A 17,029-nucleotide genomic window follows, 5' to 3' on the forward strand; every position below is an offset into this window, starting at 1 on the left:
CTGGTTTTTGAGGCAAGCTATGGAAGAGAGTTAAATCAACGGAAATAAATTTTTGCTTCTTCCTTCTACTTATATCTCTCTAAGCGTGAGAAGCTGTAGCATTTTGAGCTTGTGGCTGCTTGCCGTCGGGCGAAATAGATTCCCCTTCAATAAAAGATCGCAGCATCCAAGCCATTTGTTCGTGCTGTTCCATTAAACCAGTCAAAAAGTCTGCGGTTCCATCATCCTTAAACTCTTCACCGCACTGTTCGACGTGTTTGCGGAGATTGCGGATCACCAACTCGTGATCGTCAACTAAACGCGACACCATCTCAGTCGCTAAAGGCAAATCGCCGATATGTTCTTTAATCGAAGCATACTTCAAAAACCCCTCAGCAGTACCAATTGGGTAGCCGCCCAAAGCCCGCACCCGTTCTGCTAAAGCGTCAATATTCTCAGTTAATGCTTGGTAATGTTCTTCCCACAACTGGTGGAGCGAGCGAAACTGCGGGCCAACTACATCCCAGTGATACTTTTTGGTTTTGATTAAGAGCAGATAAGCATCTGACAGGTCGTGATTCAATAGTTCGATAACGCCTGCACGTTGCTCGTCAGATAGACCTATGTTTAATTTACGCATTGAAAGTGTTCCCTCAACTCTAACTTTACATTTATTAAAACAAATTGGGTCAGCTACTTACATCAACCCAGAGGACGATCGAATTTTATTAAAATATCTGCATTTCAGGTTAAAGTAATCGCAATATAGATACCCTTAGATAGATGCAATGAAACTTTTCGTTCCAGGCCGCCTTTGTTTGTTTGGCGAACACAGCGATTGGGCAGCAGGTTATCGCCCGCGCAATCCCGCTATCGAAAAAGGCTGCACTCTGATTGCCAGTACAAATCAAGGAATTTATGCCGAAGTTAACCAACATCCCACACAATTAATTTTGCGGGCTGCTTTAAATGACGGCACAAAAATAGAAGCTGCACTCCCGATGGAAAAAAATGCTCTGCTTGCTGAGGCAGAAACAGGAACTTTTTTCAGTTATGCAGCCGGTGTTGCTTATCAATTTCTCTCCCACTGCGGCGTGGGAGGACTAGAAATTGACAATTATTTAACAGATTTGCCAATTCAGAAAGGATTGTCATCAAGTGCTGCAATTTGCGTGTTAGTAGCCCGCGCTTTCAATCGCTTGTACGATTTAAAAATGAACGTCCGCGCTGAAATGGAAATGGCTTATCTAGGCGAGACTGCAACACCTTCGCGCTGCGGCCGCATGGATCAGGGTTGTGCCTATGGAAATCGCCCGATAATGATGATTTTTGACGGCACGGAAATGGATGTTGTTGAGCTAAAAGTTGCCAAAGATTTGTTTTTTGTAATCGTTGATTTGGGCGCTAGCAAAAATACTCAAGAAATTCTGGCAAGCCTCAATCAGGCTTACCCGTTTGCGGCGAATGAAGTTCAAGAAAACGTGCAGAAATATCTCGGTGCAATTAGTTCTCAAATTACCCAAGCTGCGGCCTCCGCTTTACAGCAGGGAGATGCAGTTAAAATCGGCGAGTTGATGAAAGTTGCCCAGAGGGAGTTTGACAGGTATTTAATCCCCGCTTGTCCAGGGCAATTAACTGCTCCTGTTTTGCACGAAATCCTAAACTATCAACCGATTCAACCTTATATTTTGGGAGGGAAGGGAGTAGGTTCTCAAGGAGACGGCACGGCGCAGTTTATCGTGAAAGATGAGGACAGTCAGCAGCAAGTTATCGATATTATAAACAGCGATTTCCCCCAGATGGAATGTCTGAAACTGACAATCCGTTCTCAGTACAGAGTCCGCAAAGCCGTGATTCCTGCCGCTGGTTTCGGTACTCGGATGTTTCCGGCTACTAAGGCAGTCAAGAAAGAATTCTTTCCAATTATCGATCGCGACGGCCGCGCTAAACCGATAATTTTGGCAATTGTGGAAGAAGCTTTGAGCGCGGGAATCGAAGAAATTGGTATAGTGGTACAAAAGGGCGATCGCACTTTTTTTGAAGATTTCTTTAAAACTCCCCCGTCTCGCGAACTTTTCCAAAAATTGTCTCTGCAAAATCAGCAATACAGCCAATACTTACAAAATTTGGGTCAGAAAGTGACAATTCTGACTCAAGATATTCAGGAAGGATTCGGCCACGCGGTATTTTGTGCTAAAGAATGGGCGAACAACGAGCCATTTCTCCTACTTTTGGGCGATCACATTTACTCCTCGCCAACTGAAAGTTCTTGCGCGCGCCAGTTATTAGATATTTACTCGCAAGTGCAGCAAAGCGTAATTGGTTTGAGAGTAACACAAGCTGAGGTAATTCATCACTACGGGTGCGCGGCAGGAGTTTGGCAGGAACAAGATTCTATTTTGTCTGTGACGCAACTTTACGAAAAGCCGGATATCGAGTATGCGCGGCAGCATTTAAGCGTAGAAGGAATGGCGGATGATTTATTTTTATCAATGTTTGGGATGTATGTCCTTGAGCCTAAAATTTTTGATTATTTGGCCGAACATATTAATGGCAATTTTCGAGAAAGAGGGGAATTCCAGTTAACCTCCTGTTTGGATAAATTGCGGCATTTCGAGGGAATTGCTGGTTATGTTGTACAAGGGCGGTGTTTTGACACCGGATTGCCGGGGGTTTACCGGCAGACGCTGATTGATTTTCCCATATCTGGTGAATCGATCGGCTAATCAGCCTTTTATTTGAGGCCCACAGGCTCACAACCCTCAAAAATCGCCATCTAATCTATCATAATTTTGCCGCCGCGCGCCCCGATACCCGATTTTGTCCGGTAACGTCATTAAAAAAGTCTAACCGTAAGCTGCGTCTAAACTCCAGTTTCCAGTGCTCGTAGGTGAACTTTGTTTGTGCAGTAGCGCTTTCTAACCCCTGAGAATTTACCGACAATTTGCCGACAATTTAAGGTGACGGTTTATGGTTGAATGAAAATACCGATCGCATTATGAACTCTCGCAGCAGTAGACGGAGGTCGATCGAGCAAACTCCCTCCCAAATACAAACTCGTCGAACTTCCCCCATCCAAATTTAAAGCCTCCACAGCACCCATTTGCTGCAATATCTGCGCCAGTTCTGCGAAAGTTGGCCCCGCCCCGCCCGCGCGATTGTGCACGGCTACAATCAGCAAATTCCCCGCAGCAGTTCGCCCGATCGCACTTCTAATTGCTGTCTGTCTGACGTAAGCATCGCTAAACCCTTCCGCCTTCGCATCCAGCACAATTTGACTGTTTTGTACCAACACTGGCCCGCCGCCTAAAATGTACGGAAAACGGTTGAAATCCGCAGGGATTGTGTTACTTTCCAAACGCAATAAAGTGCCGATAGAAAGTTGAGGTAAAGGGGAAAAATCGGAACGCAAAGCTAAAATATAACCGTTAGCTGGAATCGGAAAAGTTGTTGTTCCCGGCGCACCTCCGGGGGATTGGCTGACAACTCTATCGCCCGCAACTGTCACAACTATTTCATTGCCAGACAGCGGAGTATAAGTTGTTCCCCAATCAGAATTGTAGCGACCGATTCCCGGTTGCACGTAGGCACTATTGAGATGAGAAACAGGCAAAAATTGATTTGCCGGAGTTATCAAAGTTTCTTGCAAAGTCAAACGATCGATCGCAAATTCGCCCAGATCGTTCCAGGCGATCGCCCCCCGGTTCAAAATCGGCCCGGAAAGCCATTTATTATCGCGCCGAATTGCGCCTAAAGCTAAGCGATTAATTCGATTGAAAAACCCTGCATTAATTGCCGCAGCCGTTCCCGAAACTTCTGCTGTTTGCAATAAAGGGGCAGTGCCTTTATCTGTCGGCGGATTGCTGAGAAGCGGTCGAAATTTCACACCGGATTGACGCGGATTAACTTCTAACCAAACTACTGGAAAACGCGCAGTTCCTAAATTCTGATACTGCTGCCGCCACTGCACACCGGGCGCCCAAACAATGTTTTTTTCTACTAACGAATCTGGTCGAATGTCGATAACTAATCGATTGGGATTTCCCAGGCTGAAAACTTGCGGCCGCCAACCTAAAGGAATCGTTACTTTGACTTTGGTTTGAGCGCCGTCAGGTTCGACTTTTAGTGATAGCAATTGTTGGTTGGTTGCAAAAGTGCGATCGACCGCATTGCGATCGACTTTGGCATCGATCGCGATCGACCATTCTTGACCGGCGATCGGTTTTGCGGGCGTTATTGGCAGCGGGAGAGCGGGTTTGGTCGGGTCGTCTGGTGTTTCGAGGTTTGGCGCTGCGGGGGTTATAGTTTGCGGGATAGCTGGCTTTGTGGGGTCGTCCGGGCTCTCTGGCGGTGTGGGTGTCGGAGACGGGCTCGGTGTACCGACAAAGTTAACTTGCCAAGGGGCGGGGCGATCGATATCTACAACAATGCGATCGCCCCATTCTGTTTCAGCTTGCCGAATTCCGGTAACAATTGCAGTTTGAGAAGTAATTTTTAGAATATTTCCATCAGCAGATATCTGCCAGCCGGCAAGTCTAGCAAAATCGGTAACATCTAAATAGCGATAGGGCCCGGTTGCCCGCGCTGCCAAGCTTTGAGCGTCGGTTAAAGATACCGAAAACCACTGCACCGGTTGTTTGGCACTGTCGGCGCTGCTAAGCAAATCCACTCCCGCACTTTGCATCAATCCAACGTCAGCAATCCAAGTTCGGAAATTCCCAGAAGTGCTGTTTGCCGGCTGCTGAGTCCAAGCTAGGGGCAGGATGCGGCCGTTTAGAGACACTTGGCGGCCTTGTCTAATTATCGAAGAGGGCGGTAGGGATTGAGTCAAAAACTTATCGTCCGACAGGGAATGAATTCCCTCTCTCATAGCTGAAGTCCTCTCAAGAGGACTATATGTCAATATTTCAGTCGGTTTCAACCGACTTTCGCTATCAGCCTGGGAATTCATTCCCTGGCGGGAGCTCGAAGCATGAATCAACCCAGCCCTCTCCCCCTGTTGTGCTCTTCCGGATTGATTCCACAGCAAAGACGGGGCGATCGCCAGTACGGGTAAAATTAAGACTGACAATATTGAACGCCAACATGACAAATTACGTTTCACAGCTTACAACTCACAATTTCATTCCTAAACGCATGGGGATCTAGAAACCGGGAATATCCCTATGTTCCTGCTTACTAAACGGTGCTAATTGCGCTAAAGCCTAGCACGAACTGCTCACGCCGGAATAGAAATCACAAACTCCGAACCCTGCCCCAAAGAGGAATTTACTACTAACGTACCTCCATGTTTTTCCACAACAATTTGGCGGGTTATCGACAATCCCAATCCGGTTCCTTGACCCACAGACTTGGTGGTGAATAAGTGGTTAAAGATGTTTTCCTTGACTTCGTTCGACATCCCCACTCCATTATCCTTAATCCGAATCACAACCTGATTTTTGGATTCGCTCAGAGCCGTGTGAACCGTGATTTTATTGGGTAGAGCTTTAATTTCCTGAAAACTGCGCCCCTTATTTGACTCCTCCAGAGCGTCAATGGCATTTGCCAGTACGTTCATAAATACCTGGTTCAACTGTCCCGGAAAGCATTTGACTAGGGGCAATTTACCATACTCTTTCACTACTTCAATGGCGGGGCGAAACTCGCTGGCTTTTAAACGGTGTTTGAGAATCAGCAGAGTGCTTTCGAGTCCGTCGTGAATATTGAAAGAAACTGGTCGATCGCTATCTGCCCTCGAAAACGTTCTCAAACTCGTACTGATATTGCGGATGCGCTCGACTCCCTCCTGCATCGAGCCAATCAATTTGGGCAAATCTTCTCGCAAATACTCCAAGTCTATATCCTCAATTTCTGCTTCAATTTCCCCTCCCGGATGGGGAAATTTTTCTTGATAGAGATCGATCAAGTTGAATAAATCCCCCACGTAATCTTGAGCCGGTTGCAAGTTGCCGGCGATAAAGCCTACGGGATTGTTAATTTCGTGGGCTACCCCTGCGACTAAATTTCCGAGGGCAGACATCTTCTCACCCTGTACCAATTGCAACTGCATCTGTTTGAGATCCTGGATAGACTGCTCTAGTTTTTGGGCATATTCCTGGGATTGTTGATACAGTCGGGCGTTCTGTAAGGAAATTGCAGCTTGCGAGCACAGGATGTTGAGGATGGCGACGCGATCGCGCGTAAACGCCCCCGTTGTGAGATTATTCTCTAGATACAGAATGCCCATTACTTTACCGTGATGGAGAATCGGAGTGCATAAAACGCTCTTGGGTTGGTGCTCAATCATGTAAGGATCGCCAGCCCAGGTGGTTTGAGTGCTGGCACGATCGAATACCAGGATTTCTTTTGTACGTTTGACGTAGTTAATTATGCTGACAGGAATTGCTTTGCTTTCTTCAACTAGAAGCGATTCCAAATGACAATCTTGGCGATTTGTACAGTGTACGGCAACTCTCCAATTTCCACCTTCATCCAAAATTAATGCTCCGGTTTGAGCTCCGGCATTTTGAACTGCTACTTGCATCAAAGTAGTTAGCAATTGCTCTAGTTCTATTTCACTAGAAAGAGCTTGAGAAGCTTTGATAACTGTCGGCAAATCTACTAACTCCGAACTGCTGCTGGTGCTACCGACAAGTGTTCTATTGGTGTTAGATAGGGATGATTCACTGCTGGATGTGTCAATTGTTTCGCTCGGATAATGGCGAGTTCGCTCTTGTTGCAGGATCGGAGCCAGTAATTGGGGATAGCGCTGTTCTAGATGGTCAATCTTTGCTTTGGCTCCCCACTTTGCATAGGCATAGTAAGCATCAATTAGATAAGGTTGGGCGAGTTTTTCTTTGCCCCATTCAAGGTAGAATTTGGCGGCGAGTTCGTGAGCTAGTGCTTCTTCGTTGATGTACTCGTTTTCTTTAGCGAGGGCGATCGCTTTGTCGTACATCTCGATCGCTTCTATTTTTTGGTTTAAAACCCGATGCAGTTCGGCCTCTACTAGATAGAATTTATGCAGATGATTCATGGGGGCATGATGCGCCCACTTTTGCATTTTTTCTTGATTAGCTTGTACTCGGTCGAGAAGTTTCTGTTGTTCCGACTGTGGAGTGTCAGAATACACCGCCAACCTCACTAAAGAATCGTAGAAATCGAAAACAGGAACAACGGGCATTCCTATTACTGCATTTAAATAGTTCTCTGCTAGAGTGATATTATCAATCGCTTCTGAGTAATTTTCAAACCAATAACAAAGTAAAAACTTGTTTAAATATATGTAGGCAAATCCCACTTGGTCATTTGTTTGCTGGTAAACTGGCAACTTGATATGCTCATCGTAGGCTTCACCCTGGAGAATGCAGGAATTTTTACTTTTTCCCAGCAGATTCAAGATAGTCTGCCAATAAATTTCTATATAATTAAGCGGTTTTTTTTGCTTAATTTTATGAATAGCATCTCTGTTTCTGGCTATCTCTCTTTCAAGGACACTCAGTTCTTTGCCACTATAGTAAGCTGAACAGGAATACTGTAATAAATTATAAGCTGCATATTCTATATCTCCTGTCTCCATTCCGCTAGAGTAAGCTGACACCAAAGGCTCTAAGGTTTCTCTGAGATGCACTTTGCAATTTCGGATAAATAAATTTACTACGAAGACTGTCTTGGCTTTGATTTCTTGAAAATTTAACTTTGACACTAGACTTAAAGCCAATTGACCAAACTGATAACCTGAATCAATATCTCCCACAACTCCACAAAGAAGAAAACCATAATTGGCGTAAGCAAAGGGAGAAACGGAAGCATTCCCATATTGGACGGATAATTGTACTTGTTTGCACACCGTAAGAGGCAACAGTGCAGGAGCAGCAAGGTATGCAGTAGCAAAGATACTTGATAAAAGTCTTATGGCTGCTAGTTTATAGGGATCGCTCATTTCGGGTAGCTCAATTAAATCCTCAATTCGCTTCTCGTTAAGAATTGCCGCAGTTTCGCCTAATGCCTGCCCAATATCAGACGGATTTGGCTCCGAGGGAAACTCTACCCCCAACAGTTTTAAAACTTGTAGTCCTGTATTCAGCGCTTCCTGTAACTTATTTTGCGCCATACAAGCTTGCATCTGTACTTCATATACCTTCACTTTGTCTAGTAGCGTTTTGGCGCCGTTTTCCACGACTGATGCCAATTCTTCCATCCGCTCAAAGTCACCGCTGAGATATGCAGCTTCTGCCGCTTCGGTATGCAGCCCTAATGTTAGTTCGTATTGATTCTCCCAACTATTGGCTGTCAGTAATTTTCTGCCAATATTGAAATATTCAACCGCAGCAGCATAAGCGGTAGCAGCTTTGGCTTTCTTTCCCGCAACCAGATTCAATCGTGCTAATTGCTCCCGTTCTTCCTCCGGGGTAATTAGCTCAACTCCCACATTTAAGTGATTGACAATATCAAAAATTCTTTCTTCTCGCTCGGCTTCGGGCGTATTTTTTAACAGCAGTTGACCGATTTTTAAGTGAGTAGAACGCTTTTGGTTGTCAGGAATGAGGGAATAGGCAGCTTGTTGAACGCGATCGTGTAAGAATCTGTATTTGGGTAATTGGTCATGGGTAATGGGTAATGGGATAGATTTGTCCTGATTACCGTTTTCCCCATTTTCATTTCCGTCTGCTTGGTAAAACTTATAAACCTCGCTAATGGGTAGTATTAGTCCTTCTTGGAGAGCTTTCCACAAATTAAGGGCGGTTTCTTCGGGTGATTTTTCATCAACAATCGCCAAGGTTGCTAAGTCAAATTGATTGCCGATACAGGCGGCTAACCTCAAAACTTCTTGAGTTTGGATGGGCAACTTCCGCAACTGGATTGCCACGAATTCTACTACATCATTTGTCAGCGCTAATGTTCGTACTCTGGCAATATCGCACTGCCAGTGACGGATATCAAAATTAAAGTTAATTAGTCCATCTTCATGCAATGATTTGATAAATTGAGTGCTGAAAAATGGATTGCCTTTAGTTTTCTGATAAACCAGTTCGGTTAAAGGTCGTGCTAGCGCTTTTGAACAACCAAGAGTATCGGCAATTAAACCATTCACATCCGACTGCTGGAGCGGCGCTAGATTAATGGTATTCACCGTTGCTGCGGCTTTTTCAATGTCCGCCAAGGTCAGCATTAACGGGTGCGCTGGAAAAACTTCGTTATCTCGATAAGCTCCAATTAAGAAAAGATAGCGACTCCCCAAGTTGCTCATTAAAAGCTGTATCAACTTTAACGAGGCTGAGTCTGCCCATTGCAAATCATCCAAGAAAATAACGAGGGGATGTTCCTGGGTGGTAAAAATTTGGATAAATTTTTCAAATAACAAATTAAAGCGATTCTGGGCGGCACTGCCGGAGAGTTCTGGTACGGGAGGTTGTTCTCCAATCAAAAATTTTAATTCGGGTACAACTTCCACAATTGCTCCCGCATTTTCGCCCAAAGCGGCTAAGATTTCTGACTTCCACTGCTCGATTTTTGCGTCTGGTTCCGATAGCAAGTGCCCAATTAAATCTCGAAAAGCTTGGACAAAAGCTGAGAAGGGAAGGTTTCGTTGGAATTGGTCGAATTTGCCTTTAATAAAGTAGCCGCGCTGTCTCACAATTGGTTTGTGAACTTCGTTGACGACAGCGGTTTTACCAATACCAGAAAAACCCGAAACGAGCATCATTTCAGTGCTACCTGCACTCACCCGGTCAAAGGCTTCCAGCAGGGAGAATACTTCGCTTTCTCTACCGTACAATTTTTCGGGGATAATGAAGCGATCGCACAAATCTCGCTGCCCTAAATCAAAGTTAACGATTTTTCCTGTCTGTTTCAACTGGAATAAGCAAGTTTCTAAGTCGTACTTGAGTCCCAGGGCGCTTTGATAGCGGTCTTCAGCATTCTTCGCCATCAGTTTGCTGATAATAAGAGACAGCACCAATGGAACGCTACTGTTAACTTTTGAGGCGGAGGGCGGTTGTTTGGCGAGGTGGCAGTGTACCAAATCCATTGGATCGTCTGTTTGGAATGGTAATTTTCCTGTTAGTAATTCGTAGAATGTTACTCCTAGCGAGTAGAAATCTGTGCGGTAATCAATGCCTCGGTTCATCCGCCCAGTTTGTTCGGGAGATATGTAGGATAATGTGCCTTCGAGGACGTTGGGATTTTGAATTTCTTGAGTTTCGCGCGGCAGCAGGGAAGCGATACTCAAATCAATCAGCTTGACTTCTTTGCTGGTGGGGTTAATTAGAATGTTGGCGGGCTTGAGGTCTTTATGGATGACTCGGTGGCGATGAAGTCCGTCCAGGGCGCTGGCAATTTGAATCGCTATGGGAAAAAACTCGTTAACTGGCAAGCCTTCTAGAGGTTCCTCGCTCGCGGATGCAATACTTGAGAGGTAGCTACTTAAGGAAATTCCGCCAAAGTCTTCCATCACCAGGGCATAGCGATTATGATAGCTCTCCAGGCTGTATGCCTTGACAATGCCGGGGATATTTAAGTTTTTAGCAATCACGTACTGGTTGCGGAAGTGAACCAGTTCGTTGAAGCTGGGAAAGTCTTTTCGCAGTAGTTTGATCGCGACGGGTTGCCCATTTGAACACCGAATGCCGCGATAAACTAAAGTTCGATTGCCTGCGTATATTTGCTCGTTAATGTGATATCCTAGGAAAAGTTTTGTGATGTTAATCATATCTACGTATTCCTACTGCTTCTGTCAAGTCTGAAGCTTCTGAGAGTTACTATCTACTATTTTCGCTCGCTCTGCTGTGGTATTCAGTCAAGTACATTTTTCTTAACATATTGGGAGGGCGAATTATAAAAGAGCTATTTTTTAAATAAAATTTAAATTTTTTATCTAAGCTCTGTTTATATGGGAGTTGAAAACAAGTATAAAATGACTTATATAACGCTGATTGAACGACAGCTATTCAGAGAATAGGAACTTAAGAACCTAATTAACAGGCGTCGCCTAATTATGGGATGATTTTTGATACTCTCGGCCCTAAATGGATTGAGATTGTTGATTCAAAAAGTCGGCGCTGGCTCTACCAGATACTCGACAATATGTCAGAAATCCTTGAAAGAGCCTTGATTGATGAGTTACAAACGTTTGTGGGTCAAAAAACACAAATTAGGGTTGCGGACAACTGTCAACCTTTTTCGGCAAGCCATCTTAGGCTGGGTTCTGGACGATCGCTGACAAGACTGGCACGCAAACTCTGACTGTAATGGGTGAAATTCGATCGATTTTTTGATAAACTTAATGTTCGCGGCTTGAGAGTTGACTGCACAATAAGACAGGTTTTACCAGTTGTGAACCGCGCTGCTACATTGCACCTACCGACTGAGCGGGCAGGTGGCTTTTGTGTCTGCGGGCGCTGACGAAAGCAACTCAACAGCGCAGCAAGCAAAATAACGCTAAAGTTACTATCTACCTGAGTCCGCAAGGCTATCCTTCCGAACTCAGGAAAAACCCACACAAAAAACTAGATCGCCTGCAATGTATCTAGTTGCAGGGGGGGCGATTTCCCCAAGGATCACTGCTTTTTAACAGCAGGGTATTCTAGGAGACATCTCCGAAGCGATGCGAGCGAGATAATTTAAAATCTGCAAACAGGGTTTTAGTGCTAAGTACAGGCAGCATCGACGTAAATTTTTATCCAATCAGCTTCCAATATGCTGTTTTAAAGTTTACTGGGCTCCCACCGCTCGGCAGCCTTCTCTCTCCGAGCTATAAAAACGCATCCACCACACAATCACGGAAATAACATTCAATCAACATGGGTAACACGATCGATCCAAATAGAAACGTGCATCAGACTCAGCGAGGAACTCCCTATGCCGGCCAAAGCTGGTTAGTGGAAGAAAGAGATGCCTGCGGTGTGGGCTTTATTGCCAACCAAAGCGGCGAAGCTACCCACTCGATTATTCAAAAAGCGCTGCCAGCTTTAACTTGTCTGGAACACCGCGGCGGTTGCAGCGCCGACTCTGATTCCGGGGACGGTGCGGGTTTGATGACCGCGATTCCTTGGGAATTGCTGGATGCTTGGTTTGCCGAACAGGGAATTGTGCCTCCCGCACGGGAAAACTGCGGCGTGGGAATGCTGTTTCTGTCTCAAGATAAATTTCAAGCGACTGTAGCGCGGCAGGTGGTTGAGCAAGTTCTGGCCGATCGCGGGCTGACACTTTTGGGATGGCGCAAAGTTCCCATTGTACCATCGGTTTTGGGCGAGCAAGCGCGAGAACATCAACCTCAAATCGAACAAATAATTGTCAGTTCACCGCACTTAGCCGGAGACGAACTCGACAGACAGCTATTTCTGGCGCGCCGCACCATCGGACACGCCCTGTCAAATCGCCCCAACTTCACCCGCCAAGACTTTTATACTTGCTCTTTCTCCTGCCGCACGATCGTCTATAAAGGCATGGTGCGATCGGCCGTATTGGGAGAATTTTACCCTGACCTGAAAAATCCCGCTTATAAAAGCTCCTTTGCCGTCTATCACCGGCGCTTCAGCACCAACACGATGCCCCGCTGGCACTTAGCCCAGCCGATGCGCTTGCTGGGACACAACGGCGAAATCAACACGCTGTTGGGCAATATTACCTGGATGAAAGCGCGGCAAGCCAATTTATCTCACCCGAATTGGAGTCAAGCCGACATCGACACGTTCAACCCAATTGTCAAATCCGAAAGCAGCGATTCGGCAAACTTGGACAACGTGATGGAATTGTTGGTGCACTCCGGCCGCACTCCCCTAGAATCCCTGACAATTCTGGTGCCCGAAGCCTACAAAAATCAGCCGGATTTGGCCCCCTATCCAGAAATTGTCGATTTTTACGAGTATTACAGCGGCATTCAAGAACCTTGGGACGGCCCGGCACTGCTGGTGTTCAGCGACGGCAAACAAGTAGGTGCTACGCTCGATCGCAACGGTTTGCGCCCGGCCCGCTACTGCATTACTAAAGACGGTTTGGTAATTGTGGCCTCCGAAGCCGGAGTTGTCGATATTCCCGAAGCAGATATTGTCGAAAAAGGCCGTTTGGGGCCAGGACAAATGATTGCAGTTGACCTGCAAACCAACGAAATTCTCAAAAATTGGCAACTCAAGCAGCGAATTGCTAAGCGGCACCCCTACGGCGAATGGCTGAAACAAAACCGCGAAATCTTGCAGCCGCAGCCTTTTGCCGAAACCGCAACCCTCGACTCGCAAACGCTGTTGGCAACCCAAACTGCTTTCGGCTACACAGCAGAAGATTTGGACATGGTAATCGTCGAGATGGCGAGTTCTGGGAAAGAACCGACTTTCTGCATGGGCGACGACGTTCCCTTGGCTGTGCTGTCAGAAAAGCCTCAGTTGCTGTACAACTATTTCAAACAGCGGTTCGCTCAAGTGACAAATCCGCCGATCGACCCCCTGCGCGAGGGGATGGTGATGTCGCTGACGATGAGTGTGGGTCTGCGGGGCAATATACTGCAAGCAGTGCCGGAAAATGCCAAGCGGCTGAAAATTGATTCCCCCGTACTCAACGACGCTGAACTGTCTTTCTTGAAAGGGCAAAAGTCTTTCCCCGCAACCGAATTGTCAACGCTTTACAAAATTGCTGCCGGGCCAGGAGGTTTGAAAAGCGCAGTCGAGCAACTTTGTCAAGAGGCGGCTGCTGCGGTGCGCGAGGGTTCGAGAATTCTGATTTTGAGCGATCGAGTTTTGAAGGAAGAAGGAAGAAGGAAGAAGGAAGAAGGAATAGGGGAGAAGGAAGAAGGAGATGTATCTTCTGCTGTGGGATTGAGCGCTGAATATACTTATATTCCGCCCTTCCTGGCAGTTGGCGCGGTTCACCACCACTTAATTAGCGTCGGCCTGCGGATGCAAACTTCGCTGGTTGTGGATACCGCCCAATGTTGGAGCACTCACCACTTCGCTTGTTTGATGGGTTACGGCGCGGTGGCTATTTGCCCTTACTTGGCATTGGAAAGCGTGCGCGCCTGGTGGTATGACCCCAAGACTCAAAACTTGATGCAGCACGGGAAAGTTCCCAATATTACCGTGACCGAGGCTCAAGCGAGATACCGCACAGCGGTGGAAAATGGGCTGCTGAAGATTTTGTCGAAAATGGGGATTTCGCTGTTGTCTAGCTATCAAGGAGGGCAAATCTTTGAGGCGATCGGCATTGGCGGCGATTTGCTAGATTTGGGTTTCAAAGGCACTGTTTCCCGCATCGGCGGTTTGAGTGTGGCGGAACTGGCTAACGAGGTCATGTCTTTCCACAGTCAGGCTTTCCCAGAATTGCACCTCAAAAAGCTGGAAAATTACGGCTTCGTGCAGTACCGGCGGGGCGGTGAATATCACATGAACAGCCCGGAAATGGCCAAGGCTTTGCACAAGGCTGTGACTGCTTTTAACGAGGGAAGAAGGAAGAAGGAAGAAGGAAGTTCGGCAACGGATTCTGTAACGGATGTAACGGATGTAACGGATGTCAGTCCGATGTCCGTCGGAAGAAGGAAGAAGGAAGAAGGAAGAAGGGAAGAGGCAGAAGGAAGCAACGGTAACGGTAATTCAGTCCTTGGCGCGATCGGGGACGATCGCGCTGAGGCAAAAACGGCTTACGACCATTACGAGGTTTACAAGAAACAGCTCGAAAATCGCCCGGTAACTGCTTTGCGGGATTTGCTGGATTTTGTGAGCGATCGGCCTTCCATTGCGATCGAAGACGTAGAATCTGTAGCAGATATTGTCAAGCGGTTCGCCACCGGCGGTATGTCCCTCGGCGCTTTGTCCCCGGAAGCCCACGAAACGCTAGCGATTGCCATGAACCGCATCGGCGGCAAATCGAACTCCGGCGAAGGCGGCGAAGACCCGGTGCGCTACAAAGTGCTAAACGATGTGAGCGCGGCCGGTTTCTCACAAACGCTACCTCACTTGAAAGGTTTGCAGAACGGCGATACAGCTTCTTCATCCATCAAACAGGTAGCTTCGGGACGCTTTGGCGTGACTCCCGAGTACCTGATGAACGCCCGACAAATCGAAATTAAAATCGCACAAGGTGCGAAACCGGGTGAAGGCGGTCAATTGCCGGGGCCGAAAGTGAGCGAGTACATTGCTTATTTGCGCCGGTCGAAACCGGGTGTGACGCTGATTTCGCCTCCTCCTCACCACGACATTTATTCGATCGAGGATTTGGCGCAGTTGATTTTTGACTTGCACCAAATCAATCCGCAAGCAGGAGTTTCGGTGAAGTTGGTGTCGGAAGTCGGCATCGGGACTGTAGCCGCCGGTGTCGCCAAGGCAAATGCTGATGTGATTCAAATTTCCGGTCACGACGGCGGCACCGGTGCGTCTCCACTGAGTTCGATCAAGCACGCAGGTTCTCCGTGGGAACTCGGATTGACAGAAGTTCACCGGGTGCTGATGGAAAATAAATTGCGCGATCGGGTTGTGCTGCGGGTTGACGGTGGCTTTAAAACGGGCTGGGACGTGGTTGTAGGCGCTTTGATGGGCGGCGAAGAGTACGGTTTCGGCACGGTGGCAATGATTGCAGAAGGCTGCATTATGGCTCGCGTTTGCCACATGAATACTTGTCCGGTGGGGGTGACAACTCAACAAGAACACTTGCGGAAACGGTTCCCCGGTACGCCGGAACACGTTGTTAATTTCTTCTATTTCGTAGCACAAGAAGTGCGGAGTTTGCTGGCGAAATTGGGTTATAAGTCGATCGCAGATATCATCGGCCGCGCGGATTTGCTGACAATGCGCGATGGGGTGAAACTAACTAAAACCCAAGCGATTAATTTGGATTGTTTGACCAAATTACCGGATACTAAGAGCGATCGATCTTTCTTGATCCACGGCGACGTACACACCAACGGGCCTGTGTTAGACGATGATTTGCTCGCAGATGCGGAGATTCAAAGTGCGATCGCCAATCACGGCACTGTTAGCAAGAGTGTAAAATTGGTGAATACCGATCGCACTGTGGGCGCGCGTTTGGCAGGTGCGATCGCGCAGCAACACGGCAACACGGGCTTTAGCGGTCAAATCACCCTCAACTGCACCGGTAGCGCGGGCCAAAGCTTCGGCGCGTTCAATTTGCCGGGGATGACGCTGGTACTGTCAGGCCAAGCCAACGACTACGTTGGTAAAGGAATGCACGGGGGCGAAATCGCGATCGCACCGCCGGCTGGTGCGACTTATGATGCTTCGGAAAATGCGATCGTCGGCAACACCTGTTTGTACGGTGCGACGGGGGGAACTCTGTTGGCTGCGGGTAAAGCTGGCGAACGGTTTGCGGTGCGAAACTCGATGGCGAAAGCAGTCATTGAAGGTGCGGGCGATCACTGCTGCGAGTACATGACTGGCGGCGTTATTGTCGTGTTAGGAAAAGTCGGCCGGAATGTCGGCGCTGGAATGACTGGCGGCTTGGCTTATTTCCTCGATGAAGATGGCAGTTTCCCTGCTCATGTCAACGGGGAGATTGTGAAGATGCAGCGCGTTTGTACGGCGGCTGGGGAGGCGCAATTGAAAGAGTTAATCGAGGCTCAGCGCGATCAAACTGGCAGCAAGAAAGCTGAGAAGATTTTAGCAAATTGGTCGGAATATTTGCCGAAGTTCTGGCAAGTTGTGCCGCCGAGTGAAGCGAATTCGCCGGAGGCTTCGGAACAAAAGATTGCTGTCGAAGTTTAATTTTCCAGTTGATTAAATAGATGAGGGGCGACGCGAGTTGCCCCTTTTTTGCATCTACCCGACTTACACGGATAGTTCACAAAACAAAGACGATCGGACTCTAGCTGGAGCGGTTGGCATGTGCGATCGCCCGACAGCGAGCTTGACAATCAGCAAGCAGATCGAGTAATCCTCAAATGACATAACACAGGGCAGAGGAACGATGACGGCACAATGGGCACTAGCAGAACTAAAATTCGCTTGTTTGGGCGATCGGCGTCGCGTGAAACGACTGGCGAGAATTGTGTCGGACTTATACCATTTTTCTAAAGATGTGCTAGAGATAAAGAATGTAAGATCCAAGACCATCCTGTGAGAAAACCAAT

6 protein-coding genes are annotated in these 17,029 nt (G+C 47.3%); 2 read left to right on the plus strand and 4 right to left on the minus strand.

What is annotated here, in order from left to right:
• Nucleotides 1–79 precede the first annotated feature (79 nt).
• Nucleotides 80–619 (minus strand): Dps family protein, encoded by a 540-nt coding sequence (locus tag QUA80_RS27810; protein ID WP_333428209.1) that lies wholly within the window; start codon nucleotides 617–619, stop codon nucleotides 80–82.
• Between the two features lie 148 nt (nucleotides 620–767).
• On the opposite strand from QUA80_RS27810, the gene QUA80_RS27815 reads away from it, so the two are divergent.
• Nucleotides 768–2,705: a sugar phosphate nucleotidyltransferase gene (locus tag QUA80_RS27815; RefSeq protein ID WP_333428210.1), complete on the plus strand. Its 1,938-nt coding sequence runs from the start codon at nucleotides 768–770 to the stop codon at nucleotides 2,703–2,705.
• Nucleotides 2,706–2,947: 242 nt separating this feature from the next.
• On the opposite strand, the gene QUA80_RS27820 is transcribed toward QUA80_RS27815, so the two are convergent.
• Nucleotides 2,948–5,083 carry a phosphodiester glycosidase family protein gene (locus QUA80_RS27820; protein ID WP_333428211.1) on the minus strand — a complete coding sequence of 712 codons (2,136 nt, stop codon included), beginning with the start codon at nucleotides 5,081–5,083 and terminating at the stop codon, nucleotides 2,948–2,950.
• Nucleotides 5,084–5,197: 114 nt separating this feature from the next.
• Entirely contained in the window at nucleotides 5,198–10,672 is a 5,475-nt protein-coding gene (locus QUA80_RS27825; protein ID WP_333428212.1) for an AAA family ATPase, read from the minus strand.
• A 1,090-nt stretch (nucleotides 10,673–11,762) separates the two neighbouring features.
• On the opposite strand from QUA80_RS27825, the gene QUA80_RS27830 reads away from it, so the two are divergent.
• Nucleotides 11,763–16,664, plus strand: coding sequence for a glutamate synthase-related protein (locus QUA80_RS27830; RefSeq protein WP_333428213.1), 4,902 nt, complete (start codon nucleotides 11,763–11,765; stop codon nucleotides 16,662–16,664).
• Nucleotides 16,665–16,727: 63 nt separating this feature from the next.
• On the opposite strand, the gene QUA80_RS27835 is transcribed toward QUA80_RS27830, so the two are convergent.
• A partial coding sequence (locus tag QUA80_RS27835) for a hypothetical protein (RefSeq protein ID WP_333428214.1) occupies nucleotides 16,728–17,029 on the minus strand: 302 nt, incomplete at its 5' end.

It is taken from the genome of Microcoleus sp. F4-D5 (assembly GCF_036704885.1).
GTDB lineage: Bacteria > Cyanobacteriota > Cyanobacteriia > Cyanobacteriales > Microcoleaceae > Microcoleus.